This is a genomic window from Salipiger bermudensis (assembly GCF_017309175.1).
In the GTDB taxonomy this organism is placed as follows: domain Bacteria; phylum Pseudomonadota; class Alphaproteobacteria; order Rhodobacterales; family Rhodobacteraceae; genus Salipiger; species Salipiger bermudensis.
Genome location: NZ_JAEKJV010000004.1, coordinates 88,894 through 112,943 on the forward strand (window position 1 = coordinate 88,894; position 24,050 = coordinate 112,943).

24 protein-coding genes are annotated in these 24,050 nt (G+C 66.6%); 9 read left to right on the top strand and 15 right to left on the bottom strand.

The window, feature by feature from the left end; translation table 11 throughout:
• The first annotated feature begins 7 nt into the window (after positions 1 to 7).
• A complete protein-coding gene (locus JF542_RS06970; protein ID WP_207075282.1) occupies positions 8 to 1,297 on the top strand; it encodes an NAD(P)/FAD-dependent oxidoreductase in 1,290 nt (429 codons plus the stop codon).
• A gap of 37 nt (positions 1,298 to 1,334) precedes the next feature.
• Here JF542_RS06970 and JF542_RS06975 read toward each other — a convergent pair whose 3' ends face one another.
• Complete coding sequence (locus JF542_RS06975) at positions 1,335 to 2,231, bottom strand: GNAT family N-acetyltransferase (RefSeq protein ID WP_207075283.1); 897 nt, start codon at positions 2,229 to 2,231, stop codon at positions 1,335 to 1,337.
• Positions 2,232 to 2,700: 469 nt separating this feature from the next.
• Between JF542_RS06975 and JF542_RS06980 the strand changes: the two genes are divergently transcribed.
• The gene (locus tag JF542_RS06980; RefSeq protein ID WP_207075284.1) at positions 2,701 to 3,057 is read left to right on the top strand and encodes a hypothetical protein; all 357 of its coding nucleotides are present in this window, start codon (positions 2,701 to 2,703) and stop codon (positions 3,055 to 3,057) included.
• A gap of 96 nt (positions 3,058 to 3,153) precedes the next feature.
• Here the strand turns inward: JF542_RS06980 and JF542_RS06985 are convergent, their stop codons facing one another.
• The 8 genes from JF542_RS06985 to JF542_RS07020 all read right to left on the bottom strand — a co-directional run bounded on the left by JF542_RS06985 (position 3,154) and on the right by JF542_RS07020 (position 11,122).
• Positions 3,154 to 4,503: a PepSY-associated TM helix domain-containing protein gene (locus tag JF542_RS06985; protein ID WP_207075285.1), complete on the bottom strand. Its 1,350-nt coding sequence runs from the start codon at positions 4,501 to 4,503 to the stop codon at positions 3,154 to 3,156.
• Between the two features lie 104 nt (positions 4,504 to 4,607).
• The gene (locus JF542_RS06990; protein ID WP_207075286.1) at positions 4,608 to 5,030 is read right to left on the bottom strand and encodes a hypothetical protein; all 423 of its coding nucleotides are present in this window, start codon (positions 5,028 to 5,030) and stop codon (positions 4,608 to 4,610) included.
• Between the two features lie 535 nt (positions 5,031 to 5,565).
• Positions 5,566 to 6,864 (bottom strand): TRAP transporter large permease, encoded by a 1,299-nt coding sequence (locus JF542_RS06995; RefSeq protein WP_007801696.1) that lies wholly within the window; start codon positions 6,862 to 6,864, stop codon positions 5,566 to 5,568.
• On the bottom strand, positions 6,861 to 7,358 hold the full coding sequence (locus JF542_RS07000; protein ID WP_207075287.1) for a TRAP transporter small permease: 498 nt from the start codon (positions 7,356 to 7,358) through the stop codon (positions 6,861 to 6,863). Before JF542_RS07000 ends, JF542_RS06995 begins: the two co-directional genes overlap by 4 nt.
• Entirely contained in the window at positions 7,358 to 8,338 is a 981-nt protein-coding gene (locus JF542_RS07005) for a TRAP transporter substrate-binding protein (RefSeq protein WP_207075288.1), read from the bottom strand. Before JF542_RS07005 ends, JF542_RS07000 begins: the two co-directional genes overlap by 1 nt.
• 72 nt (positions 8,339 to 8,410) lie before the next feature.
• Complete coding sequence (locus tag JF542_RS07010; protein ID WP_207075289.1) at positions 8,411 to 9,589, bottom strand: FAD-dependent oxidoreductase; 1,179 nt, start codon at positions 9,587 to 9,589, stop codon at positions 8,411 to 8,413.
• The gene (locus JF542_RS07015; RefSeq protein ID WP_207075290.1) at positions 9,586 to 9,909 is read right to left on the bottom strand and encodes a 2Fe-2S iron-sulfur cluster-binding protein; all 324 of its coding nucleotides are present in this window, start codon (positions 9,907 to 9,909) and stop codon (positions 9,586 to 9,588) included. The genes JF542_RS07010 and JF542_RS07015 overlap by 4 nt, the downstream gene beginning before the upstream one ends.
• A gap of 37 nt (positions 9,910 to 9,946) precedes the next feature.
• The gene (locus JF542_RS07020; RefSeq protein WP_007801707.1) at positions 9,947 to 11,122 is read right to left on the bottom strand and encodes a cytochrome P450; all 1,176 of its coding nucleotides are present in this window, start codon (positions 11,120 to 11,122) and stop codon (positions 9,947 to 9,949) included.
• A gap of 125 nt (positions 11,123 to 11,247) precedes the next feature.
• Here JF542_RS07020 and JF542_RS07025 point away from each other — a divergent pair, with 125 nt between their 5' ends.
• Positions 11,248 to 12,150 (top strand): LysR family transcriptional regulator, encoded by a 903-nt coding sequence (locus tag JF542_RS07025; protein ID WP_207075291.1) that lies wholly within the window; start codon positions 11,248 to 11,250, stop codon positions 12,148 to 12,150.
• Positions 12,151 to 12,324: 174 nt separating this feature from the next.
• Here JF542_RS07025 and JF542_RS07030 read toward each other — a convergent pair whose 3' ends face one another.
• From JF542_RS07030 to JF542_RS07045, 4 genes are all read right to left on the bottom strand, one after another.
• Positions 12,325 to 13,089, bottom strand: a complete 765-nt coding sequence (locus tag JF542_RS07030) for an SDR family NAD(P)-dependent oxidoreductase (protein WP_207075292.1) — start codon at positions 13,087 to 13,089, stop codon at positions 12,325 to 12,327.
• The gene (locus JF542_RS07035; RefSeq protein WP_207075293.1) at positions 13,086 to 13,454 is read right to left on the bottom strand and encodes a cupin domain-containing protein; all 369 of its coding nucleotides are present in this window, start codon (positions 13,452 to 13,454) and stop codon (positions 13,086 to 13,088) included. Before JF542_RS07035 ends, JF542_RS07030 begins: the two co-directional genes overlap by 4 nt.
• Before the next feature lie 17 nt (positions 13,455 to 13,471).
• Complete coding sequence (locus tag JF542_RS07040; RefSeq protein WP_207075294.1) at positions 13,472 to 14,674, bottom strand: MFS transporter; 1,203 nt, start codon at positions 14,672 to 14,674, stop codon at positions 13,472 to 13,474.
• A gap of 193 nt (positions 14,675 to 14,867) precedes the next feature.
• The gene (locus tag JF542_RS07045; RefSeq protein WP_007801714.1) at positions 14,868 to 15,758 is read right to left on the bottom strand and encodes an alpha/beta hydrolase; all 891 of its coding nucleotides are present in this window, start codon (positions 15,756 to 15,758) and stop codon (positions 14,868 to 14,870) included.
• Positions 15,759 to 15,878: 120 nt separating this feature from the next.
• Here JF542_RS07045 and JF542_RS07050 point away from each other — a divergent pair, with 120 nt between their 5' ends.
• On the top strand, positions 15,879 to 16,772 hold the full coding sequence (locus tag JF542_RS07050; RefSeq protein ID WP_207075295.1) for a LysR family transcriptional regulator: 894 nt from the start codon (positions 15,879 to 15,881) through the stop codon (positions 16,770 to 16,772).
• A gap of 286 nt (positions 16,773 to 17,058) precedes the next feature.
• On the opposite strand, the gene JF542_RS07055 is transcribed toward JF542_RS07050, so the two are convergent.
• Positions 17,059 to 17,541 (bottom strand): nuclear transport factor 2 family protein, encoded by a 483-nt coding sequence (locus tag JF542_RS07055; RefSeq protein WP_242533642.1) that lies wholly within the window; start codon positions 17,539 to 17,541, stop codon positions 17,059 to 17,061.
• 1 nt (position 17,542) lies between these two features.
• Positions 17,543 to 18,661, bottom strand: coding sequence for an alkene reductase (locus tag JF542_RS07060; protein ID WP_207075297.1), 1,119 nt, complete (start codon positions 18,659 to 18,661; stop codon positions 17,543 to 17,545).
• Positions 18,662 to 18,835: 174 nt separating this feature from the next.
• On the opposite strand from JF542_RS07060, the gene JF542_RS07065 reads away from it, so the two are divergent.
• From JF542_RS07065 to JF542_RS07085, 5 genes are all read left to right on the top strand, one after another.
• Entirely contained in the window at positions 18,836 to 19,762 is a 927-nt protein-coding gene (locus JF542_RS07065; RefSeq protein WP_207075298.1) for a LysR family transcriptional regulator, read from the top strand.
• Positions 19,763 to 20,025: 263 nt separating this feature from the next.
• Complete coding sequence (locus JF542_RS07070; protein WP_207075299.1) at positions 20,026 to 21,015, top strand: TIGR03571 family LLM class oxidoreductase; 990 nt, start codon at positions 20,026 to 20,028, stop codon at positions 21,013 to 21,015.
• A 3-nt stretch (positions 21,016 to 21,018) separates the two neighbouring features.
• Positions 21,019 to 21,999: a nuclear transport factor 2 family protein gene (locus tag JF542_RS07075; protein WP_207075300.1), complete on the top strand. Its 981-nt coding sequence runs from the start codon at positions 21,019 to 21,021 to the stop codon at positions 21,997 to 21,999.
• A 62-nt stretch (positions 22,000 to 22,061) separates the two neighbouring features.
• A complete protein-coding gene (locus JF542_RS07080) occupies positions 22,062 to 23,081 on the top strand; it encodes an MsnO8 family LLM class oxidoreductase (protein WP_207075301.1) in 1,020 nt (339 codons plus the stop codon).
• 78 nt (positions 23,082 to 23,159) lie between these two features.
• The gene (locus JF542_RS07085; protein WP_207075302.1) at positions 23,160 to 23,867 is read left to right on the top strand and encodes a hypothetical protein; all 708 of its coding nucleotides are present in this window, start codon (positions 23,160 to 23,162) and stop codon (positions 23,865 to 23,867) included.
• Positions 23,868 to 24,050: the final 183 nt, after the last annotated feature.

The following is a 24,050-nucleotide window of genomic DNA, read 5'->3' on the forward strand; positions in this document are numbered from 1 at the left end:
CACCGCGATGCAGTTCAAATCCTACTGGCACGACACGGCGCCAGCCTTCGCCTCGGCCCAGGACGGCCCGGTCGAGGGCACGGTCGACGTGGTGGTGATCGGCGCGGGCTTCACCGGCCTCAACGCCGCCCGCAAGCTCGCCCGCGAGGGGGTGAGCGTCGCGGTGCTCGAAGCGCAGCATGTGGGCTTCGGCGGCTCGGGCCGCAATGGCGGGCATCTCAACAACGGCATGGCCCACGGCTATGGCGAGGCCAAGGCGCAGCTCGGCGCCGAGCGCGCCAAGGCGCTGTGGCAGGCCTATGACCGCTCGATCGACATGATCGAGGAGGTCATCGCCGAAGAGGGTATCGCCTGCGACTTTCGCCGCTCCGGCAAGCTCAAGCTCGCCTCCAAGCCCGGTCACGTGGCCGGCCTGCGAGCCAATTTCGAGTTGATCCACCGCGAGGTCGATCCCGACACCCGCTTCCTCGAGGCGCATGAGCTGACAGACGAAATCGGCTCGGATCAGTTCCACGGCGCGATGCTCTACGGCAAGTCCGGCATGATGCATATGGGCCGCTACGTGAACGGGCTGGCCGAGGCCGCGCATCGCCGCGGCGCGAAGATCTGGGAAGACGCCCCGGTCATCGGGCGCAAGCGCGAGGGCGGCGGCTGGCTGATCGAGACGCCCAAGGGCACGATCCGCGCCGAGCGCGTGATCGCCGCGACCAATGCCTATTCCAACAGCGTCGAACGCGCGCCCCTGGGCTATTTCCGCAAGCGCATCATCTCGGTGGGCTCGTTCATCGTGGCCACCCGGCCGCTCAGCGAGGCCGAGATCGCGGCGACCCTGCCGGGCGACCGCACCTATGTCACCTCGATGAACATCGGCAACTATTTCCGCCTGTCGCCGGACAAGCGGATGATCTTCGGCGGGCGGGCGCGGTTCTCGGCCACCTCGGACCAGAGCTCGGACGCCAAGTCGGGCAAGGTGCTGCGCGCGGCGCTGACCGAGATGTTCCCGCAGATGGCCGGTGTCGGGATCGACTATTGCTGGGGTGGCATGGTCGGCATGACCAAGGACCGCTTCCCGCGCGCGGGTGAGGCCGACGGCATGCTCTACGGCATGGGCTATTCCGGCCACGGCGCGCAGATGGCGACGCTGATGGGGCAGGTTCTGGCCGACATGGCGATGGGCCGCACCGACACCAACCCGCTGCAGGGGCTCGACTGGCCCAAGGTGCCGCTGCACTCGGGCAAGCCGTGGTTCCTGCCGCTGGTGGGGATGTATTTCGGCCTCAAGGACAGGCTGTCGTAGGTCGGGGCGCTTCAGAGCGCCCCCTTCCCCCGATTGCTCACCCCAGCGATTGCATGGCCAGCCCGTAGGTCATGGGACCGCTCTGGGCACGGCGCAAGCGGCCGAAGCGCATGTCGGTGACCGTGTCGTAGACCCCGAGACCCGCAGCCGAGAGGAAGGCCTCGAAGCGTTCGCTCTCGACGATGGTGTCGAGCCGCAGGAACGCGCCTTCGTTGGCAAGGATGAAATGCGCCGCGAGTTGCATCGCCACCTCATCCTGCTCGGCGATCAGCGGTCCGATGACCCGGCCCTTGCCGAAGGCGCGCATCATGGCGAACCCCTCGATTGCGCCGCCGCGCTCGGCGACGATCACCTCGGAGACCCCGTTCAGCGCGTCGAGGATTGCCGTCCTGGCCGCACCGTAGGCGTGCTGATCAAGCGCCCGGATCGCGGGCAGGTCGCCGGGCCGCATGGCCCGCACGGTCAGCCCCGTTACCGGCTCGGGCGGACGGATCGCGCGTGCCACGCCCTGATGCTGATACACCAGTCCCATCGGCACGAACCCGGCCGCTTCGTAGAGGCGATAGCCCTCACGTGTGGCCGACAGGCGCAGATCGCGCCCTTGCAGGTCGTTGATCACGCGCCGGAGAAGCCGTCCGCCGGTGCCCTGTGCCTGCAGACGCGGGGTGGTGACCATCATCCCGAGCATGGCGAAATCCTCGCCGCTCGGAAATCCCATCGCCGAGCTCAGCGGCCTGCCGATCTGATCGAGTGCGACATAGCCCTTGCCCAGCCCGATGCAGAGCGCGATGTCCGGGGGGCGGTGCGGCCAGAAGACGCTCATTGTCAGCTCGTGCATCCGCGTGAGGATGGCCGGACTGATCTCTTCGATATGCGCCTTGTAGATGTCGACCTGCATCCAGTCGCTTTCCACGCTGGGTGCCTTGCGTGTCATGAATGCGTCATGACGGGACAGTGCCTCTTGCGGCATCCCTTCGGCGCTGCCTGCAGGCAGCGATGGGCCAAGATAATCCTGTGTGAGGCTTGTCTTCATCGTCTTTCCGTTTCGGGCCGGCGGCCCAATGACGGACCTCGTCCTCTTTATCCGACAAAATCCATGAAAAGATATGCCGTTTCGCCGCTCTCGCCCGAAGGTTCTGCTGTAGTTCAGCGCCCGCACCAGCGGCAATCCGCGATTTCGCGCATCGAGTCTGGTCAGTGATCACGCAATCAGGCGTTGTTAAGTCCCTCTGGTCACAGTCCAGCGCTGGCGACACGTGGTGAACAGTCTGATCATCAACACGCTGACGACACCCGTCCGCGAGGCGCCAGACTCGGCTTCCTGCGAACCACGATTTGATATGTTATATCATCGTCACAGTTCCTCTGTTAGACACGTCCGAGTCGATGCGAAAGCACGCACAATGAAGACATTCCGGATCACCGCCCTGGCCGCACTGGTCGCGGCGCCTCTTGCATCGGCGCAGGCGGACGAGCACCGCGAGCTCGGCGCGCACCAGCACGGCGTCTCACCCTCCGCACTTCGCACGAAGATCTCGGCCGCCCTGCGTCGCTTCGTCCATGCCCGCCCAGAGGCAGCCGCGCTGGTGGCCCGGCAGTTCATGGCTCGCGAGGACTGGTCGCAGGGCCCCTTGCTTGCCAAGATCATGGAAGGAGACAAGCTGACCTCGGCGCCCGACCTGATGGCGGTGGCGATCTACGTGGCGCAGGCCCGCGGTGCGGATGCCAAGATGGCGCGTGCCGACGGCTCAGAGGGCTGAGATCCTGACGGCTCAGTCGGCCCGGACACTACGGGGAACCACCCTCACCGGCGCTCGCGAAGACAGGCGCCCGGCTGACCGGGCGCCTGCGGTGCTTCAGGCCAGCGCTCTGCGGCGACGACGGAGATGGACCGCGATCTCGACTGCCACGAGAACCAGCATCGACAGGCCGACCAGCGGGAAGAACACCCCCGCCGCGACCGCCATCAGCAGCAGCGCGCGCGGGATGCGCCAGTCCGTGGGCACTTGCGGCACGCCGAGCGCACCCGACGGGCGACGCTTCCACCACATCGCGGCACCGGAAACGCAAAGCCCGACCATCGCGAGGCAGGCCAGCAGCAGTACGATCTGGTTCACCAGTCCGAACTCCTGCCCCATATGCACCGAGATCCCCCACTCGGCCCAGCGGCCCAGCGTGCCGAGATCCGCAAGCCCCGCATCGTAGAGCACCTCGCCGCTATACTGATCGAGGTGGATGACGCGCTCATAGGTGATGTCGTCGGGATAGACCGAGGCGGTAAAGACCCCCTCCGCTCCGCGCGGCATCGACACCGCATAGCCCGGCACGATGCCCAGCTCCTCGACCGTCGCGACCACCTGATCGAGCGTCTGCGGCACGCCCTCCGTCACCGAAGAGCGCGGCACCGGCTGCTGCTCGATGATCCAGGGTGCCCGGTCGGTGGCCTCCGAAAGCGGTACTGTCGAAAGCGGCAGGCCCGACCAGTAGCCCTCGGGCATACCGAGGCCCAGCCCGTTGGCATAATCGTAGAACTTGCCGCCCCAGACCGAGGACCACGGCAGGCCCGTCATCGCGAGAAACACGATGAACCCGGCGGTATAGATCCCCGTGACCGCGTGCAGATCGCGCCACCACGGCCGGCCCCGGCTTGCCTTGATCGACACGGTGCCGAGCTTCTTGTTGCGCGGCCACCAGAGATAGGTGCCGGTTGCGGCAAGCAGCACCATCCAGCCGGCGGCCATCTCGATCAGCCGGTTGCCGAACCAGCCGACATATTCCAGCGAGTGCAGCTTGCGCACGACATACATCGCCGGGCTTCCGGCGGCGCCAGCGTCCCAGAGCGTGCCCAGAACGGTACCCGTGTAGGGATCGACATAGACCGTGTTCTTGAGCCCGTCCGGGCCGAGGATATCGACCTCGGCGCTGCGATTGTCCGCCGCCGGGGGCGTGTAGGCCTTGATCTCGCCGGGATGCGTGTCAAGCGCGGCGCCGGCGATCGCCGAGGGCGCAAGCTGGCTGGCCGCCGGCTCGACAAAGCGCAGCCGGGAATGGGCGGCGTCGTTGATCTCGTCCTTGAAGAGATAGATCCCGCCGGTGACCGCGAGGATCAGGACGAAAGGCAGGATCAGCAGGCCTGCGATGAAATGCCAGCGCCAAACGGCGCGGTAGAGCGCGGCAGACCCCGCGCGAGAAGTGGTATCCGTCATGAGACAGCTCCGGTTGGCCCGACGATCCGCCGGGCACGACAAAGGGCGACCGGGCGGGCGCACCGCCCCGGCGTGATGTCTGGAGATAAGACGGCGCAGCGCCGTCAGACGGAGACCGGTGGCGCCCTTGGGGAATGACGGAGGTTGCGCGCTTGCGCGGCCCGGTGCAGGTCGTCCCGCCGCTGCCAAGCCTCATGCGGCTCGAGCCGGGCCTGGCGCTCTGCCCGGGCGCTCTCGGGGGCGTCAGGAAGCCCATGACACAGCGGGCAATGGTGATCATGCCCGGCGTGCTCGCCGCAAAGATCGGCAGGGGCCGCGCCATAGGTGAGCGCATACGCCTCGTAGCCGGCAGCGGCGCGGTCGGGGGCCATGAGCATGGCGGAAATCATGCTCGACAATGCCAATAGCACGCCGAGCGAGAGACCCACTACAAGAGACGCCCGTTCACACATGACCGGCTTGTGGCACGGGTAGAGCTCGAGCGGAAGTGCAGAAATGCCAACGCGTTCCATGAGACTGTCCGGCATTCCGCGCCTCCCCCTGTGGGGGGCCCGTGTTCTGCAAGAAGCCACCGCGGGCGCCGCTCACGATCGTGTCCTGGCACGAGCATTATGACGCCGCGGGCGGCGCCAATGGCAACGCTGGCGGTCACCGTCGATCTTCAGTGAAGGTTTGGCCTACGCATTCCTGCCAATCCAACGCAAGTCAGGCGCGTGTGCATTGCCTCACCGACCGGATCTTGCACACGCCTTTCCTGCATCCGTCCGAAAGGGGGCGTGGGACCGTCGAGCAGGAACCCATCGTCTCAGCACCAAGCTTTTTCGGCGCTCGGCGAAGTCGACCAATAGTGCGCCTCCTGGTTTGTCCATCGTCCGAGCGTCGTCTCGAAACGTGCCGACCTAAGTGATGGCTCGCGTCTTGTACCGGAACCTTGCAAGTCCGCGTCGACCGCCAAGTCTTGTCCACGCCCGACCGCCGCAAGCAGGCTCTTCTCGGCTGCCCTCTTCCTGTTCGGCCATGCCGCGACATCCTGCCGGTGTCGCGGCGTGGCTCGTCCGGGCTCTACATCATGCCGGGCAGCCACAGCGAGAGCTGCGGCAGCGCCACCAGAAGGCCGAGCGTCACCAGCATGGCGCACCAGAACGGGATCACGCCCCAGAAAATCTCGCTCAGCGGCACGTCGCGCGCCACCGACTTCACGATGAAGACGTTTATCCCCACCGGCGGCGAGATCAGCCCCATCTCGAGCGTCAGCACCACCAGCACCCCGAACCAGATCGGATCGATGCCGAGCGACAGGATCACCGGCATGAAGATCGGCAACGTCAGCACCAGCATCGCCAGCCCCTCGAGGAAGCAGCCAAGCACGAGGTAGATCGCGAGGATCAGGATCAGCGTACCGTAGGTGCCCAGATCGAAGGCCACGAGCATCCGGCTGACCTCGGCGGGCAGGTGGCTGAGCGCGATGAACGGGTTGATCAGGTGCGCCGCCATCAGGATCAGCATCACCGAGGCGGTGGTCACGACGCTGCTGCGTGCCGCCTGCCAGAAGCTGCGCAGGTCGAGCGTGCGGCTCACCGCGCCGATGACGATCACCAGAGCCGCACCGACGCCGGCGGCCTCGGTGGGTGAGAACACGCCGGTATAAATGCCGCCGATGGTCAGCAGGATTACCACGAGGATCGGGATCGCACCGAGAAACGCCCGGCCCTTCTCGGACAGCGTCGTGGCAGGGCCCTTCGGCCCGAGAGAGGGTTTCAGCGCGCACAGCAGCAGCACCGTCAGCAGGAACAGCGTCAGAAGCAGGATGCCCGGCAGCACGCCTGCCATGAACAGCCGGCCGATGCTTTGCTCGGTCAGGATGGCGTAGATCACGAAGCCGGTGGAGGGCGGGATCAGGATGCCCAGCGTGCCGCCCGCCGCCACCACGCCGGTGGAAAGGCGCGGGCTGTAATTGAACCGGTCCATCTCGGCCAGCGCGGTGCGGCCCATGGTCAGCGCAGAGGCCACCGATGAGCCCGAGAGCGCGGCGAAGCCGCCGCAGCCGATCACGGTCGCCGCGGCCAGCCCGCCGCGCACCTGTCCGATGGTGGCATAGGCGGCCTCGTAGAGCCGCCGGCTCATGCCGGTCACGCTCGCCACGTTGCCCATCAGGATGAACAGCGGCACCACGATGAGCTCGGAATTCGAGGCCAGCGCGAAGGTTTCCGAGGCCAGCAGACCGGTGGCGGCCTGCAGCCCGTTCAGGATCCAGATGCCCACGAAGCCCACGGTGAACATGGCAAAGGCAACCGGGATGCGCAGCAGAAGCAGGACAAGAAGCAGCACGAAGCCGGCGCTGCCGATCAAAACCGGGCTCATGATGTCTCCTGCGCGGGATGGGGGCGGCGCGGGGTGATCAGCGCGCGCAGGATCAGGGCCAGCGCGGCGACCAGCGACAGGACACAGAGCGCGTATTGAAACCACGCGGTCGGCAGCCGCAGCAGGTTGCTCGACAGGTTCAGCATCTGGCTCAGCTGCGCGCTCTTGAAGACGGTGTAGGCGATCGCAACGAAGATCGTCGCACCCAGCACACCGGCGACCAGATCGATGGCGCGGTTCAGGCGCGGCGGAAAGCGCGGCTCGAGAATGTCGACGACGATATGCCCGTCTTCGCGGCCGCAAAGCGCCATGCCGCCAAACACCACGATCACCATCGTCATCATCACCAGATCCTGCGCGCCGTAGAGCGGCGTGCCGAAATTTCGCCCGACCACGTCGACCACGATCACAGCCACCACGAAGAGCAGGCCCAGCGTGCCGATGATCGCGGAGAGGCGGATCAGCCCCTCCGCAAATTTGTGCAGGGCGCGCATCACTGGCCCTGGATCGCGGCCAGCGCCGCTTCGCCACCAACCTCGGCCACATAGGCGTCGGTGACCTCGGCCAGCGCATCGTCAAACGCCTTGCTCGCGGCGGCGTCGAGATCGTTGACGGTGATGCTGTCCGAGCTGCGCGCCTCCTCGAGCGCCTTGTCGGCGGTCGCGACCCAGGCCTCCTCGGTCATCTTCGAGATCGGCTCGCCCTTGATTTCGTCGAGCGCCGCCCGCGCCTCGTCGGAGAGGCCGTCATAGACGCCCTTGTTCATCACCGTGTAAAAGGTGAGACGGCCCAGGTTCGGCCCGGTGGTGACGGAGCTCACAACCTCGTTGAGCTTGAAGTCCGACAGCACCGAGGCACCGCTGACCAGCCCGTCGATCAGGCCTGTCTGGAGGCCGTTATAGACCTGCGTCATCGGCAGCTGCACCGGCGTCGCGCCAAGCGCCTCCATCGCCTCGGCGGCGATTGAGCCCGCCACGCGGATCTTCAGACCGCTGAGATCGCCGGGGCTGAGCACCTCGCGCTCCTTCATCATCAGGATGTTGGGCTCGGCCCCCCAGAGCGCGATCGCCTCGGTCATCGGGAACTCGCCCTTGAGCTCGGCGTCGAACGCGCGCCAGAGCGCGGCATAGCCCGGCTCCTCGAGCGGCAGCGCGCCCGGCAGCTCGACGATCAGCGTCTTGGGAAACTGCGACGAGGTATAGCCCGGCAGGCCCCAGCCCATGTCCGCCGTGCCCTGCACGATGCGGACATACTGGTCCGCCGGACCTGCGCCAAGCTCACCACCGTGGAAAGCGCGCAGGCTCGCGCCTTCAGTCGTGCCCTCGGCGAGCGCGCTGGCGAGCGGGTCGATCTGCGCCTCGGTGATGGTGTGGAACGGTGGCGCCCAGTTGGCGTATTTGAGCTCCTGCGCCTCGGTCGCGGCGGCCAGCGAGACGGCGAGCGACGCTGCCGTTGCGAGTGACGTGATCTTCATGGTTCTCCTCCCGTTTGAACCCTCTTCAAGAGCCTGAGCCGTCCGTTGCGGCGGCACAAGCCAATCTCCCGTTCAGGCGAAAATGGCGTCTTTCAACGCGGCGAGATCAGCCGATCCCCCCGGCGCCAGAAGCCGCCGCGCCTTCATGTGGGCGCGCGCATTGTTGACGGTCTCCACCGCCGCAAGCCCGCCCGCATCGAACCGCGCGACCAGACCGTCCGCGACGACCTCCTCCGTCGCCCCGGGGCCGGCAAAGCCCGCGATCTGCAATTTCTGATCGCCCTGATCGGACCAGAACCACGGCACCGCCGCGTAGTCCGGGCAGGCGCCCTTGGCGATGCGGGCGGCGATCAGCCGGGCGTGATCGGTCGCGGCCTGAACGCTTTCCAGCCGTACCATGGCACCGCTGCGCGGATCGGGGAAGCTCGCACAATCGCCAAGCGCCGAGATCGCCGGGTCCGAGGTGAGGAGCTGCGCATCCACCGAGACGCCGTTCACGGTCTCGATCCCGGCTGCCTCGGCCAGTTCGGTGTTGGGGCGCACGCCAGCCGCCAGCAGAACGAAATCGGCCTCGACCCGCGCGCCATCGTCGAGAGCCACGCCCTCCGCATCGACGCCGATCGCCGCGCGGCCGAGATGCAGCGCGACGCGCTGCGCCCGGTGCCAATCCTCGAAATGTCGCGACATGGCCGGGGATACAGCCCTCGCCATCAGGCGCGGTGCAGCCTCAATCACGCTCACGGCGTGGCCAAGCTTGCGCGCCACTGCGGCGAACTCAAGCCCGATGAAGCCGCCGCCGATCACCGCGATGCGCCGGGGGGCGGCAAGCGCCTCACGCAGCCGGGCGGCATCGGCAAGCGTGCGCAGGTCAAAGGCGTTCTCTAGCCCGTCGATGGGCGGGCGCAAGTTGCGGGTGCCGGTGGCGAGGATCAGGTGATCATAGCCCAACCGCCTGTCGCCCCCAACGCCGTCAAGCCGGACCTCGCCCGCGGCGCGGTCGATCTCGAGCACCTTGGTGCCGGGCAGATACTCAACCTGCTTGCTCTCGAAGAAGCTCGCCGGGCGGAGGGTCAGCGCCTCGGCCTTGCCCTCCAGCAGATAGGCCTTGGAGAGTGGCGGGCGCTGGTAGGGCAGCCCCGGCTCGGCGCCAATCAGGGTGATCGCGCCGTCAAAGCCGTTCTGCCGCAGGCTGATCGCGGCCTGAAGCCCGCCCTGCCCCGCGCCGACGATGACGACCCGCGAAGGGCTCACAACTGCTCCTCCGGCAGATGCACCACCAGCCCGTCGAGCGACGGGTCGAGCTTGATCTGGCAGGACAGGCGCGAGCGCTCGGTGACCTCGGAGGCGGCGCCCTCGAGCATCTCGTCCTCGTCGTCGGAGCGCTGGCCGGTCCTGTCCTCCCACGCCTCGTCGACATAGCAGTGGCAAGTCGCGCACATCATCGAGCCGCCGCACTCGCCGACGATGCCCTCGACATCGTTCGAAACCGCGGCCTGCATCACGCTGGTGCCCTCTTCGGCTTCGATCACCGTCTCGGTCCCGTCATGGGCGACATAGGTCACCTTGATCATCGTTGTCTCCTCCTCGAATATCGTGGCCTTGCCGGGCTCAATTGAGCACCACCGGCAGGTTGATCGGCCCGCGGAAGCCGAAGCCCTTCCAGACCACGTCCTCCGGGTTCGGCAGGGTCATGTTCGGGAAGCGGTCGAACAGCATCGGCAGGATGATCTTGCCAACCGTGCGGCGTGCCACATGTGCGCCTGCGCAATGGTGCGGGCCGTTGCCGAAGGCCTGATGCGGGTTCTTGTCGCGGAACACGAAGAAAGACTCGCCGTCCTCGTAGAGCTCTTCGTCCCGGTTGGCCGAGGCCTGGATCGTCATCACCGTGTCGCCCTTGGGGATGTCGAACCCGCCCAGCTCGGTGTCCTCGGTGACCAGCCGCGAGCTGGCCTGAATCGGCGCGACCCAGCGGATGCCTTCCTCGAAGGCCTTGTCCCAGGCCTCCTGCGCGCGCACCTCCGCCAGCTGGTCGGGGTTGGTCAGCAGGCCGTAGAGGATCGTCGCCAGCGCATCGCGCGGCTCGTTGATGCCGCCGCCGATGGCGATCTTGATATTGGCGTGGATCTGGCTCATCGGGATCGGGTCGTCGGCGGTCAGCATCAGCGAATAGGCCGAGCCGTCGGGCTCGCCGCGACGGATCGGCTCGAGCTCGGCAAAGAGCGCGTCCATCTCGTCATTCGCGGCATCCGAGGCGGCGAAGGGCTCGGGTTTCCAGCCGAAATTGCCGGCCCCGTCAATGAGCAACTGCGACCAGCGCATCATCTGCTCGTCGCTGGCCTCGGGGATGCCGAGGATATGCGCGAGGATGCGGGCCGCAAGCGGGCCGCAGAGATCGGTGAAGAGATCGACCGTCTCGCCGCGCGGCAGCCGGGCGATATAGTCCTCGGCGAGCTGCTCGTAGAGCGGCCCCCAGTCGGCCTTGATCCGCTTCGGCGTCAGCGCCTTCGAGATCGCCTTGCGTTCGACGAAATGCGCCTTGCCGTCCTTGCGCATCAGCGTGTGCGCCCGGAAGGCCGGCTTCATCGGGGTCTGCGGATCATCGCTGCTGAACAGCTCGGGGTTGTCCTTGACCGCCTTGGTCAGCGCCGCCTTGGTGAGCAGGGTCCGGCCGGTCGAGGCGACCCGCAGCACCGGGCTCTCGGCGCGCAGGCGGCGGTAGATCGGATAGGGATCCGAACTCAATTGGTCGAGCGTAATCGCCCCGTCAAGCGGTGCCAGTGCCATGAACTCCTCCCAAAGCTCTCCTCTGTGGGCACATTAGAGAACAGCCGCCTTGCCAAGCAATGCGATGGAATGGTTACCTATCATCGAAAAATTCGATGGACGCCCAGCCAACGCGAGGTCTTCACATGGCGCAGCCCAACGCCGATCCATCCAGCATCGACTTTGCTGCGCTCAACCTTTTGCGGGTGGTGCACGAGCTTGGCTCGTTCACCGCCGCGGCGGAGAAGCTCAACGTCAACCAGTCCGCGGTCAGCTACACCATCGCCAAGCTGCGGGCGTGTTTCCACGATCCGCTCTTCGTGCGCGAGGGCGGCCGGCAGGTCTCGACTGATCGCTGCGAGGAGATCCTCGCGCGCTCGCTCCAGATGCTCGGGATGCTTGACGAGATGCTGCAGCCCGACGCCTTCGAACCGGGCAGCGCGACGCAGAACGTCACCATCGCCTGCAACTACTACGAGCGCGTGCTGCTGATCCCGGCGCTGGTCAGCGCGATCCGCCGCGAGGCACCGGGGATGACCGTGAAGGTCATCAACGCGCTTGGGGACGGGCATCTGCGATTGCTCAACCGCGAGGCCGACGTGCTTATCGGACCGTTCGCGCGCTCGGAATCCGGGTTTCACTCACGCCGCCTCTATGCCGAGGAATATGCCTGCCTGATGGATGCCGCTCACCCACTGGCCGACACCGCGCTCGACATCGACAGCTATCTCTGCCTCAACCACGTGCTGATCGACTACGGCGGCGGCTGGCAGTCCGCCTATCTGCGCGAGCTCGAAGCGGCGGGGCACCGGATCGCGCCGGTCGTGGTTGCGCCGAGCCCGGCGGGGCTTGCGACGCTGATCGTCGAGTCCGACCTCGTGGCCACGGTTCCGCGTCGGCTCGGAGAATGGAACGCAGATCGGCTCAAGGTGGCCGACTGCCCGTTTCCGGGGCGGTTCGACGTGTCGCTGGTCTGGGCCGCGCACACCAACGCCTCCGCGATGCATCGCTGGCTGCGCGACCTGATCTGGCGCGTCGCGCGACGATAGGGGACCCTGGGGGCGGCGCCTCAGCCAACAGGCCCAGCCTGAGCCTTGGCGTCACGCGACCTACGGCTCGAGCCGCGCAAACCGCTGACGCGGGCCTTCACCTCCAGCCCATTGGACGATCGATAAGCGTGCCTTCTTTCTGCGGGTGCCGTTTGACTGTGCCGAACCATTGCCTCAGCCGAAGCAATTTCCGATCAAGGCGTCGAGCCTGGCCATCAGCGCATCCTGAAATCCGGGGGCCGTGGTTTTTGGATCCGGGCTCCGGGTCTTCATATGATGCCAATAGCCGCCGGAGACCTGCGCTTCGACATCGTCGCTGGTCGCCAGCCAGACCTGCGTGCGATGCGCCAGATCAAGCGGATCGGAGGCCGAGGCCCCGCCCATCCGCGTCGGCACCCAGCCCGGATCGACGGTGTTGCACAGCACCTCCGGCCAACGTCGGGCGAGTGCGTTCGACAGCGCGCCAACCAGCATCTTGCTTTCGCCATAGGCCTGAGAGGATGCCCAGCGACGGATGGTCCACTCGATGTCGTTCAGCGCGCCATCATGACCGTAATGCATGCTGCTGCCGGTGAAAATCAGACGACTCGCCGCCACCCGTTGCGACAGCAGGTAGGGCGCCAGCGTGTTGACCGCGAGCACCTGTAGGCGGCCCTCTGCCGTCTCCTTGCGCGCGGACCCGCCGAGAATACCGGCATTGTGGATGATCGCATCGATTGGACCAAGAGCATTCACCTGATCGGCCAGCGCAGCGACCTCCTGCATCAGGGACAGGTCCCCGGTGACCACGCCCGCGGCCCGGTCTGCCAAAGCACCGAAGCTCTCGGCGCGGGCCGTGTTGCGGGCGTGCAGGATGACCTCGTGGCCCTCGTCAAGCAGCTGCCCTGCTGCGTTGAAGCCCACGCCCTGCGTGCTTCCGGTGATCAGGATGCGGCTCATGTCTCGTCTCCTTGGTCAGGCCATGTCACGGTGATTTCCGGCGCAAGGTGGAGGTCCGTCGTCTCCAGCCTCCCTGGCCCAAGGTTGTGGAACTTGTGCCAGACCCCGGCCGGCGCGCGCAGCATGTCGCCCTTCTGCGCGGTGATCTCCTGATCGCCCACGGTGAACTGAGCGCAGCCTTCGCGAATGACGAATATCTCGTCGTAAGGGTGGGTGTGAAAGCCCGGACCGGCGCCAACCTCGTCCGTCGTGTAGAACATCACCGAAATGCCGGTGCCGAGGCGATGGCCCTCGACCGTGCCGTTCCAGGTCTCGGGTTTCGTGGCCCAGTCGGCCCATGTCAGGGCAAGGGGACTGTCGGTCATATCATCCTCCGCGCGTCTCATTCCGCCGGTTGGCCCGCGCCCACGCCGTTGCGCAGCTTGCCCGAGACGGCAACAAAGAAGGTAAGCGCGCCGCCGGTCAGCGCCAGCCCCGCCCAGATCGACGACACGATGCCAAGGCCCGCATCCACCGTCAGCCCGCCCGCCGCCGCACCGATGGCATTGGCAAGGTTGAAGGCCGCCATGTTCATCGCGCCCATCAGGGTCGGGGCTTCGGGGGCAAGGCGCATCAGCTGCACCGTGACCGAAGGCACCGCCGAGTTGATCGTGGCGCCCAGCAGGAAGAAGGTCGGCAACAGGATCGCGGGGGACTGCGCTGTCAGTGCCATGAGGATCAGCACTGCCATTGCACCGGCAAAGGCCACCAGCATTGCGCCAAAGCGGTAGCGGTCCGCCGCGCGCCCGCCGATCAGCGTGCCGACGAAGATGCCAAGCCCCACCAGCATCTGCGCCGGGGCGATCATCATGTCGGACAGACCCGCCACTTGGGTCACCAGCGGCCCGATGAAGGTATAGACCGAAAACAGGCTCGCCACCGCGACGGAGGCAAAGGCCAGCAGCAGCCACACGGGTCCGCGCTTCAGCGCCGCCATCTCCTGCGCGACCGGTCCGCCGTCGAGGTCATGCGAATGCGGCACCAGCTTCAAGAGCGCCAGTGCCGAGGCAAGGCCAAGGACGGCGATCACCGCGTAGGACACGCGCCAGTCGAAGAGCTGCCCGATGAAGGTGCCCATTGGCGCGCCACCGATGGTGGCCACCGAGATGCCCGACATCACCAGAGCCACGGCCCAGCCGCCCCGGTCGCGTCCGACCATCTGCATCGCCGCCACCGTCGCCGCACCGAAATAGGCCCCCTGCGGCAGCCCGCTGGCAAACCGTCCGACGATCAGTGACCCCAAGCCACCAGAGAACGCCGTCAGCACATTGGCCGCGCAGGCCAGCACCATGAGCCAGATCAGCAGCACGCGTTTGTTGAGCCGCGCCGCCCCGATGGTCAGCAGTGGCGCGCCCAGCGTCACGCCAAGCGCGTAGGCGGTGATGCCATGGGTGGCGTTCGGCAGACTGAGGCCAAGGTCGTCCGCGAAGAGCGGCAGCAGCCCCATGCTGGCAAATTCAGAGGTGGAAATCACGAAGGCCCCGAAGCCAAGCGCGATCAGCGCCCAGAGATTGGCCCGGGGGTTGGACCGTGTGTCAGTGGCCATGGAAATCCTTTCGATGGGATCTTGCGCGACTTCGGGCGCGGAGCCTTTGCCTGCTCAGGCGTGCCCCGAGCGGTTCGCGGTCAAGACAGGTCAGCGGACGGAAAAGCCCGCCCGCTGACGCAATACGCCTTGGCTGTCATTGCCGACTATGGGTGCCGCTCTTCTGACATCCATGAGCGATGCTCATCATGGCTCAGAGCTTGCCAAAGAAGCTCAGCAGCTTGTCGAAGGGGATCAGCTCTTCGCGGTCGTAGAGATCCACGTGACCGGCGCCCGGCACCTCGACCAGTTCCTTGGGCTCGGCTGCGCGGGCATAGGCGTCATGGCTGAACTCGATGGAGTGGGCCTCCGTGCCGGCGACGAACATCACCGGGCGTGGCGAGATCTCGTCCAGCCGGGTAAACGGGTAAAAGTTCATGAAGCCGATGTTCGACGACAGGGTCGGCTTGGTCGTGGTGCGGGGCGAATAGCCGCGCGGGGTGCGGTAGAAGTCGTAGAACTCCTTCGACACCGGGTCCGAGGTCTCGTCGATCTCGTCCGGCGCGCCGCTGGTGTATTCCGGCGCGGCCCCTTCGTATTCCGCCTGGCGCTGCGTCATGGCGGCGTCGAGCGTCGCCCAACGATCCTCGGCGCTGACCGAGCCGCCGATGCCGTGCCGGTTGGCGTCGCCCATGTTGTACATCGACACCGTCGCGATGGCCTTCAGGCGCGGGTCGATCTGCGCCGCCGCCAGCACGAAGCCGCCCGAGCCGCAGATGCCGAGCGCGCCGATGCGGTCCCGGTCCACGATGTCCTGCGTACCAAGGAAATCCACCGCCGCGCTGATGTTGTCGACATAGATGTCCGGCACCACGGTCTGGCGCGGGTAGCCGTCGCTTTCCCCCCAGAACGACTGGTCAAAGCTCAGTGCCACATACCCTTCCGCCGCCAGTTTCCTTGCGTAGACGATGGAGGATTGCTCCTTTACCGCGCCAAAGGGGTGACCGATGACCACGGCGGGCAGCGGACCGTTGGCGTTTTCGGGGACGAATAGCGTGCCGACCACGGACATGCCGATCTTGTTGTGAAAAACAACGCGTTTCATGGGGTTATCCTTCTTTGTTACCTTCGCCTCACGGGCTTGAAGCACAAAATAGGCAGGCTTTACTCAGAGAGTAGACGGGATAGATTTCTTGAAACCATCGAAATGATTCATGAGTGAGCCATGGCGAGAGAGAAGATAGACGACCTGCGCGCTTTCATCGCGGTGGCACGCGAGCGCAATTTCACCCGTGCCGCGGCGGGTATGGGGATCTCGCAATCCGCGCTCAGCCACACGATCCGGCAGCTCGAGGCGCGGCTGGGTGTCAGGCTGCTGACCCGCACGACGCGGGCCGTCGCCCCGACGGAGGCCGGGCAGCGTCTGCTGGAGGGGATCACGCCACATTTTGCCGGCATCGACGCAGAGCTCGATGCCCTCGGCGACCTGCGTGATACGCCTGCGGGGACAGTGCGCATCGTGTCGTCGGAGTATGGCGTCAGCCACATCCTCTGGCCGCGCCTCGCGCCGTTCCTGAAGGCGCACCCCGACATCCGGGTCGAGATCACACAGGACAACGGGCTGAACGATATCGTCTCCGAGGGCTATGACGCAGGCGTGCGGCGCGGCGAACATCTGGCGCGGGACATGATCTCGGCCCGGATCGGTCCGGACCTGCGCTACATCGTCGTGGGCACGCCGGACCTGTTCGACAGGCGCCCGCGCCCTCGTCATCCGCGCGAGCTGGCGGCATTGCCTTGCGTGAACTTCCAGCTGCAATCGACCGGCGGGTTCTTTGCATGGGAGTTCAAGGAGAGGGACCACGAACTGCGGGTCAAGGTCGAAGGGCAGCTTGCTTTCAACAACATCTTCGATTGCCTGCGCGCAGCCGAGGCCGGGTTCGGCCTGACCTATGTGCCAGAAGAGATCGCCCGTCCCGGCTTGGCAGAGGGACGCCTGGTGCAGGTGCTCGAGGACTTTTGCCCGGTCTGGGACGGCTTCCATCTCTACTACCCCAACCGACGTCAAGCCTCTGCGGCCTTTCGCGCCGTGCTGGAGGCGCTGCGCCATCGCAGTTGAGAAGCTTCGACCTCTGGCGCACGCACTCTCAATCGAGGACACGTGGTCGTCGGTCAGCGCCGCATGACCGCGATGTGCAGCGGCCGGGCAGGCTCCGAGTGTCTATAGACCCACCGTGGCGCAGCCTGTTGCAGGAAGCGTCGTTCTCGCGCGGGTCTGGCCAGCGCAATGCAGGGGCCGACAGAAGATCGGCCCCCACCATGGCAGGTCTTGCGACCCAGAAGGGCATGGCTGTGGTGACGAGGGCGTTCGCACAAGCCGCCCACGCCGGGATCGCCCCCTGTGCTTACGCCTCTGCCGCGTCGTCATTCGGCCAGAGCACGTCGAGCGCGGACCGGCTGATGCGCCAGGCGCCATTCACGCGGACGTAGCTGTCGACGTAACGCCCCAGCAACAGGAAGGGATGCTGCGTACCGGGACGGTCGGTCACGAAATCGAGCAGGTAGCAACTGCCGGTCGCAGTATCGCGGCCGGTCAGGGTGATCTCGTGGTTGGCAATGGCGTGCACGAAGGGGAAATGCCCGGCCTTGCGGCTATCGAACATCTGGTAGGCGCCGCGCAGGCTGGTCTTGATCTCGTCGAGGCCCTTCATCGACCCGACCGTGACGATCACCTCGGCGTCATCGGTGAAAACCTCGCCCATGCGGTCGGCCTGATTGCCGTCCAAGAGCGCGCTGTAGTGTTGGCGCAGGGCGCGGATGTCTTCGCGGTCGAGCATCGCGCTGATGCGGTCTTCGCGGCGGGTGTCCATCACGGACGCGTGGCTCATATCATTCATCTATCTTGTCTTTCTCTTCGTCCCAGGTGGGGAAATCGGTGTACCCGGCAGCGCCGTTGCCACCGTAGAACGCCTCGCGCGACGGCGTGTTGATCGGCCAGCCGTTCTGCATCCGCTCGACGAGGTCGGGGTTGGCGATGAAGGGCTTGCCGAAGGCGATGAGGTCCAGCGCGCCGTCCTTGAGCGCCTGCTCGCCGGTCTCTTTGGTGAAGCCGCCGGCGGCGATCAGCGTGCCGGTGAAGGTCTTGCAGAACTGCGAGGGGAAGCCCGCGGGCATCGCCTCGCCGCCGATGGTCAGCTGGTCGCTGAGGTGAACGTAGGCGGGCTGCCGCGCTTCGAGCGCCTCGGCTAGGGCGAGCCAGGTGTCGGCCTCGCCTTCGTATCCCTGCATCCCCGACAGCCGCCCGAACGGCGAAATGCGCACGCCCACGCGGTTCATGCCGATCTCGGCTGCGACGGCGTCGATGGTCTCCAGCAGGAAGCGCATGCGGTTCTCGATGCTGCCGCCGTAGCGGTCGGTGCGCAGGTTGGAGTTGGCGTTCAGGAACTGCTCGAACAGGTAGCTGTTGGCGCCGTGGATCTCGACCCCGTCAAAGCCGGCACGAATGGCGCGTTTGGCCGCCATCACGAAATCGGCGGTGACGCGGGCGACCTCCTCGGTCTCAAGCGCGCGCGGCGTCGAGGCGGGCTGCTGGCCCGGCTCTCCGTCCGGCCCGGTGGCGAAGGAGAACGCGCCCTCGCCGCGCTGTGCGGAGGCCGAGACCGGCGCAGCTCCGTCCGGTTGCAGCGACGTGTGCGACACCCGACCAACGTGCCAGAGCTGCACGAAGATGCGGCCACCGCGATCATGCACGGCCTTGGTGACCTTGGCCCAGGCCGCCTCGTGTTCGTCGGTGTAGATGCCGGGGGTATAGAGATAGCCGTTGCCTTCCTGGCTGATCGGAGCGCCTTCAGTGATCAGCAGCCCGGCGCTGGCGCGCTGCGCGTAGTACAGCGCGGTATGCGCGTCGGGGGCACCGGTCGCGGCGCGGGACCGGGTCATCGGGGCCATGACGGTGCGGTTCGGCAGGGGCAGGCCCGCGAGGTCGTAAGGCGAAAAGAGTTGCGACATGGGTGGGTCCTTGACGGAATATAAGGAGTTGGCAGGAAGACACCTGTGCCCCGGCTTCATGGCCAGCGGCTTTTCAGAGGCGTGGGGGCCTTCCTTACTGAGCGCCAATCTATTGATCCTGTCACCGAATATAATAGGATCACGGTTCCAGTCATTTCGTCCCGAGGTTCCGCAATGCCCGAGCACGATGATCCCTTCTCCGGCGTGCGCGAGTTCGTCGAGACCATGCGCAACGGCTCCTTCACCGCGGCCGGCGCGCGCCTCGGGCTGACCGGCTCTGCCGTCGGCAAGAGCGTCAGTCGTCTCGAGGCGCGGCTTGGTACGAAGCTGCTGCACCGGACCACCCGCCGGTTGTCGCTGACGCCCGAGGGACAGCGCTATTTCGATGGCTGGGTGGCGATCCTGAGCGATGTTCAGGGGCTCGAGCAATCTGTCACCGTAGGCAGCGGGCAGGTGTCGGGGCGCCTGAGCATCCATCTGCCGGCGGCCTTCGGGCGGCGTCACGTCATGCCGGTGCTGACTCGGTTGGCAGAGGATCACCCGGCGCTCGACCTCGCCGTCAGCTTTACCGAACGGCGGGTGAACCTGATCGACGAGGGGGTGGACCTTGTCGTGAGGATCGGCGCGCTGAGCGACGATGCCGATCTGGTGGCCCGCAGGCTGGGGCGTCAGCGGCTGGTGATCTGCGCCAGCCCCGCCTATCTCGCCGCGCATGGCACCCCGGCCGCCGCGGCGGCACTCACCGAGCATGACTGCATCATCGGCAGCCGGCGGGACGGTGTGCCGCCCTCATGGCTCCTGCGCCAGCCCGACGGGTCCATCAGCACGCAAGCCATCCGCGCGCGGCACGAATTCAGCGACGGCGATGCCATGCTGGAGGCCACGCTTGCGGGCGCGGGCCTGTCGCAGCTGCCGACATGGCTGGTGAGTGACGCGCTGGCGTCAGGGGACTTGATCACGGTGCTGGACGATGTTTCCGGGGCCGAAATGCCGATCCACGCGGTCTGGCCACGCTCGTGCTATCTCAAGCCCGGCCAGCGCGCCCTGATCGACGCGCTGGTTGCCGACGCGGCCAGGGCAGAGGCCGGCTACTGGCTCTGAGAACGCGGTGCAAAGGCTCATAACTCCTCGGCTGTCTCATGAAAGATGCCCGCGCGAGCGATCCCTGACATGACGGAGCACGGGTCAAACGGGGTGTTGGCCCTACCATTGTGGAACCAAAGGATCGACTGATCGGAAAAACCTCAGGGTTATGGATTCTGAGGGTGGGAATATGTTCGGGATCAACGCAACACCGTTGAGGTCCTCTCAGGCAGGACCGCTGCAACGACCCGCCCACGCCAAGACCAGCAAGGACCGATCTCGTGCCCCGACACCCCCGCTTCGATCCGCTGCAAGAGGACCGCGGCGCCGATCCCCTCGATGCCGTTTTCGGCACGCGCGGGATAACGGTCGGCCTCGTCACACCGCTTGAAGCCTATGCCGAAAGCCCCGTACCGACGCTGGACGGCCATGCCGCCGCGGCGCGGCGCGCCGAAGAGGCGGGGTTTGCCAGCATCTGGCTGCGCGACGTGCCCTTCTTCGATCCGAAGTTCGGCGATGCGGCGCAGATCATGGATCCGCTGGTCTACGCTGGGTTCCTCGCCGCGCAGACGCGTACGATGACCATAGGCACCGCCGGCATCGTGCTGCCTCTGCGCGAGCCGATCGCGGTGTCGAAACAGGCCGCCACGATCGACATGCTGACGCAGGGCCGTTTCATCCTCGGCCTGTCTTCGGGCGACCGTCCGGCGGAGTACCCGGCCTTCGGCGTCCGCTTCAACAAGCGCGCCGACCGGTTCCGCGAGGCGTTCAGGCTGATCCGCAAACTGCACGCCGAGGCCTTCCCGCGCGGCAAGACCCAAGGCTTCGGGACGCTGTCGGGGGATCTCGACCTGCTGCCCAAACCGCAAGGCGATCGGCTGCCGATGATTGCGATCGGGCGCGCCGGGCAGACGGTGCCGTGGATTGCGAAGAATGCCGATGCCTGGATCTGGACGGTGGATGACCCGAAATCGGTCACGAAGATCCTGAACGAGCTGAAGGCCGCCTCCGGCAAGCGGCGCCCGCCGCCCTATGGCTATTCGACCTTCCTCGACCTCGACCGCAACCCCGATGCCCCGGCGCGGCGCGAACACAACGTGCTGCGCATCGGGCGCAAGGCGCTGCTGGCACGGTTGCAGCAGCAGGCCGCGCAGGGCGTGAAACACGTAGCATTCAACCTGCGCCCGTCACGGCGCCCGGCCGAACGCATCATCGACGAAATGGGCGCGCACATCCTGCCTGCGCTTGCCCGTCCTTCCCGCAAAAGGTGACACATGACCCATGAACTTCACGGTCCGGAACAGGACCGCGCGGCGCTTCTGGCGTTGATCGACAGGCTTGCGGCGGCATGGTCCGGCGACAGCCTGGGCGCGCCCTCGTGGCTGGCCCCCGAAGCCCGGCTGGACAGCAACCTTCACGGGCAGCTCGGCGGCGCGCAGGACATCCAGAACGCGCTTGCCGCGGACGGTCGGCAGGGTGCCTGCACCATCCGCACCAGCAACCGCTACGCCGCGGCCCAAGGCGATGACGGCGTGGCCAGCTTCTATGCCTATGGGCTCTTGCAGAACCGCAACGACGCCCAGCAGGCGCTGCTCTTCGGCGCGACCGTGGTGCTGCGCGCGACGCGCACCGAAGGCGGCTGGAAGGTGAGCCATGTCCGGATCTCAAGCAGCTGGATGCGCGGCAGCGACCGGCTGGCCTCGCACTGGCTTTTGCCGCCCAGCGATGCTGGCTGGCAAGTGGGCGACCCGCCGCCCGTTCTGGTGAGCGAGCTGCATTCCCCGTGGGCGTTGCAGCCCATCGGCACGCCGCCAAGCGATCTCTTCGATGCGATTTCCGAGCTTTACAGCCGCTATTCCTTTGCAATCGACCAGGGCGACATCACCCTGCTGATCGGCAGCTACACGGACGACGTCGCGGGCGGGTTTGCCCCGATGGGCCAGTACGAAGGGCGCGATGCGGTGATCGGACAGCTGCGCAGTTTCCGGCGGCACTGGCCGTGGATGCAACACTTCGCCGAGCTTGTCCGGGTCGAGGCGGATCCCGATGGGCGGCACGCCAATGCCATCGTCGGCCGGATCGTGCCCGAACAACCGATGACCCCGGAGGGCAAGCCGCTTTACGGCGCGCATTACCAACTGCGCGCGCGGCTGGAGGACGACGGCCAGTGGCGCTTCTGCTGGACGGATTACCGCCCCGGCTGGTTCGACACCGACAGCATTCCCGAATTCGACATCGGCCACAGCACCGCCTGACCGGCCCGTTCCGCCATCGCCCGTGCAACGCGGGCAATCCACTCTTGTCAAAAGGATATCCCATGCGACTGAGCATCCTTGATTACGTTCCCGTCGACGAAGGCCTCGAGGCGCAGGACGCGCTGGCCGCCTCGCTGCGCCTGGCCCAGACCGCCGATGCAGCCGGCCTTCATCGCTACTGGTTTTCTGAGCACCACGGCATGCCCGCGATGGTCAGCAGCGCGCCCGAGCTGATGATGGCCCGCACCGCCGCCGCCACCGACACGATCCGCCTTGGCTCGGGCGGTGTGCTGCTGCCGAACCACAGCAGTTACAAGATTGCCGGGAACTTCCAGCTGCTGGAAGGCATGTTCCCGGACCGGATCGACCTTGGGCTGGGGCGCGCTCCGGGCGCCGACCAGCGCGTCACCGCCGCGCTCAACGAAGAGAAGACGAGCCAGCTGCCCTACGGCCAGAAGCTCGGCGATCTGCTGGGCTTCCTGAGCGGGCAACACCCGTCCCAGAGCCGGCATGCCGGGATGCAGGCCCTGCCGCGCACGGCCCGCATTCCGCAGACCTTCGTGCTGGGCGCCTCCGGATCCACGGCAGGGGTCGCGGCGCAGGCCGGGCTTGGCTTCACCTTTGCGCATTTCATCAATCCCGGCCCGCAGGGCGCTGAAGCGGCTGCCGCCTACCGGTCGGCCTTCCAGCCCACCGTCTTCGGCGACAAACCGTCTGTCGTCGTCGCGGTCTTTGCCGCCGTGGGTGAAACCGACGCCGAAGCGAAGGAGTTCGCCGACACCTTCCACCTGTGGCTGTCGCATGCCGAGAGCGCGCAGCCCTTCGACCGGCTTCCGTCGCTCGAGACCACGCGCAACCACAACTGGAGCATGCAGGAACGGATGGTGCGGCAGCGCAACGAAGGCCGCCTGATCTACGGCACGGCGGAGAGCGTCGCATCGCAGCTGCGGGAACTGGGCCAAGCCTATGGCACCGACGAGGTCATGGTGAACCTGATGATGCCGGGGGAAGCCGCGCGCCAGACCGCCCTGACCAGCCTCGCGCAGGCGCTCGAGGTCACCCCGCAGGCAATCCCCGCCTGAGCCACGGGATCAGCCCGTCCGCAACACATGCCCCGGCCAGTCGCTGGCCGGGGCAGTCTCCATCAGGAAAGATCCGGCATGACCTCCTCCTCCGACCAGCTGCGCGCGCAGCATGACGCCCTGCACCTTGCCTACCGCTGGTTCGCCTTTTTCGAGGCACCGGGCGGCGCCCTCGCGCCGCATCTTGAAATCTTTGATCCGCAGGTCAGGCTGAGCGGCCATCAGGGGCGCCACCTGTTCGCCGATGACCGCGACAGCCTTGCCGCATGGTTCTCCACGGTGCCGGGTGAGCGCAGTTCGCACCACATCCTGCATGCGGCGTTCGAACCCGCCCCGCAGGGGACGTCACGGCTGAACATGCTCGTCGCCTACCAGGCGATGCGCCCGACAGGCGTTCAGGGCGCCATCATCCGCTACGAGACCGAGCTGTCGCATGGGCCCGACGGCGCGCGGTTCCTCTCGCTCGACAAGACCCCGATCCTGCCCGATACGCAGGCGCGTTTTGCGCCATCCTGGGCTGCGAACCGCGTTCTGGCGCTGGCCCATGCAGCCCTTGCCGAGCTGCCCGAGAGCGATGTACGCCTGCGCGAGGCGCTCGGGGCGTCGACGTCGCAGCTACAGGTGCAGGCCAACGTGCCCGAGGGCAGCCTGCGCTACCACGCCCTGCTGAGCGCCGCCGGCACAGAGGCAGCAGGCGGTTGCCACCTGCTGCTGGATCTCGAGGATGATGCCTCGGCGCCGCTGCCTGCCCTGTCCCGCATCATTCAGGCAGAACGGTCCTCGTAGGTTTTGGCGTGATGCTGTTTGGACCGGCGAGTGTCTGTACACGGCCGGCAGAAGGCGCCTACTGGGCAGGCCCACTCCTCGCCCTTTCTACCCGAGGTGCTTTCCCCATTTCCAGCTCCTCGGCGCATGGTAAGGGAGCAAAGCGTCGGCAAATCCAGGGGCAGATTAGAAACGCGGGGCGCC

Coding starts and splice junctions, on each gene's coding strand:
- JF542_RS06970 (WP_207075282.1), top strand. CDS start 8: ATGCAGTTCAAATCCTACTGGCACGACACGGCGCCAGCCTTCGCCTCG.
- JF542_RS06975 (WP_207075283.1), bottom strand. CDS start 2,231: ATGACACGCAAGGCACCCAGCGTGGAAAGCGACTGGATGCAGGTCGAC.
- JF542_RS06980 (WP_207075284.1), top strand. CDS start 2,701: ATGAAGACATTCCGGATCACCGCCCTGGCCGCACTGGTCGCGGCGCCT.
- JF542_RS06985 (WP_207075285.1), bottom strand. CDS start 4,503: ATGACGGATACCACTTCTCGCGCGGGGTCTGCCGCGCTCTACCGCGCC.
- JF542_RS06990 (WP_207075286.1), bottom strand. CDS start 5,030: ATGCCGGACAGTCTCATGGAACGCGTTGGCATTTCTGCACTTCCGCTC.
- JF542_RS06995 (WP_007801696.1), bottom strand. CDS start 6,864: ATGAGCCCGGTTTTGATCGGCAGCGCCGGCTTCGTGCTGCTTCTTGTC.
- JF542_RS07000 (WP_207075287.1), bottom strand. CDS start 7,358: ATGCGCGCCCTGCACAAATTTGCGGAGGGGCTGATCCGCCTCTCCGCG.
- JF542_RS07005 (WP_207075288.1), bottom strand. CDS start 8,338: ATGAAGATCACGTCACTCGCAACGGCAGCGTCGCTCGCCGTCTCGCTG.
- JF542_RS07015 (WP_207075290.1), bottom strand. CDS start 9,909: ATGATCAAGGTGACCTATGTCGCCCATGACGGGACCGAGACGGTGATC.
- JF542_RS07020 (WP_007801707.1), bottom strand. CDS start 11,122: ATGGCACTGGCACCGCTTGACGGGGCGATTACGCTCGACCAATTGAGT.
- JF542_RS07025 (WP_207075291.1), top strand. CDS start 11,248: ATGGCGCAGCCCAACGCCGATCCATCCAGCATCGACTTTGCTGCGCTC.
- JF542_RS07030 (WP_207075292.1), bottom strand. CDS start 13,089: ATGAGCCGCATCCTGATCACCGGAAGCACGCAGGGCGTGGGCTTCAAC.
- JF542_RS07035 (WP_207075293.1), bottom strand. CDS start 13,454: ATGACCGACAGTCCCCTTGCCCTGACATGGGCCGACTGGGCCACGAAA.
- JF542_RS07040 (WP_207075294.1), bottom strand. CDS start 14,674: ATGGCCACTGACACACGGTCCAACCCCCGGGCCAATCTCTGGGCGCTG.
- JF542_RS07045 (WP_007801714.1), bottom strand. CDS start 15,758: ATGAAACGCGTTGTTTTTCACAACAAGATCGGCATGTCCGTGGTCGGC.
- JF542_RS07050 (WP_207075295.1), top strand. CDS start 15,879: ATGGCGAGAGAGAAGATAGACGACCTGCGCGCTTTCATCGCGGTGGCA.
- JF542_RS07055 (WP_242533642.1), bottom strand. CDS start 17,541: ATGAGCCACGCGTCCGTGATGGACACCCGCCGCGAAGACCGCATCAGC.
- JF542_RS07060 (WP_207075297.1), bottom strand. CDS start 18,661: ATGTCGCAACTCTTTTCGCCTTACGACCTCGCGGGCCTGCCCCTGCCG.
- JF542_RS07065 (WP_207075298.1), top strand. CDS start 18,836: ATGCCCGAGCACGATGATCCCTTCTCCGGCGTGCGCGAGTTCGTCGAG.
- JF542_RS07075 (WP_207075300.1), top strand. CDS start 21,019: ATGACCCATGAACTTCACGGTCCGGAACAGGACCGCGCGGCGCTTCTG.
- JF542_RS07080 (WP_207075301.1), top strand. CDS start 22,062: ATGCGACTGAGCATCCTTGATTACGTTCCCGTCGACGAAGGCCTCGAG.
- JF542_RS07085 (WP_207075302.1), top strand. CDS start 23,160: ATGACCTCCTCCTCCGACCAGCTGCGCGCGCAGCATGACGCCCTGCAC.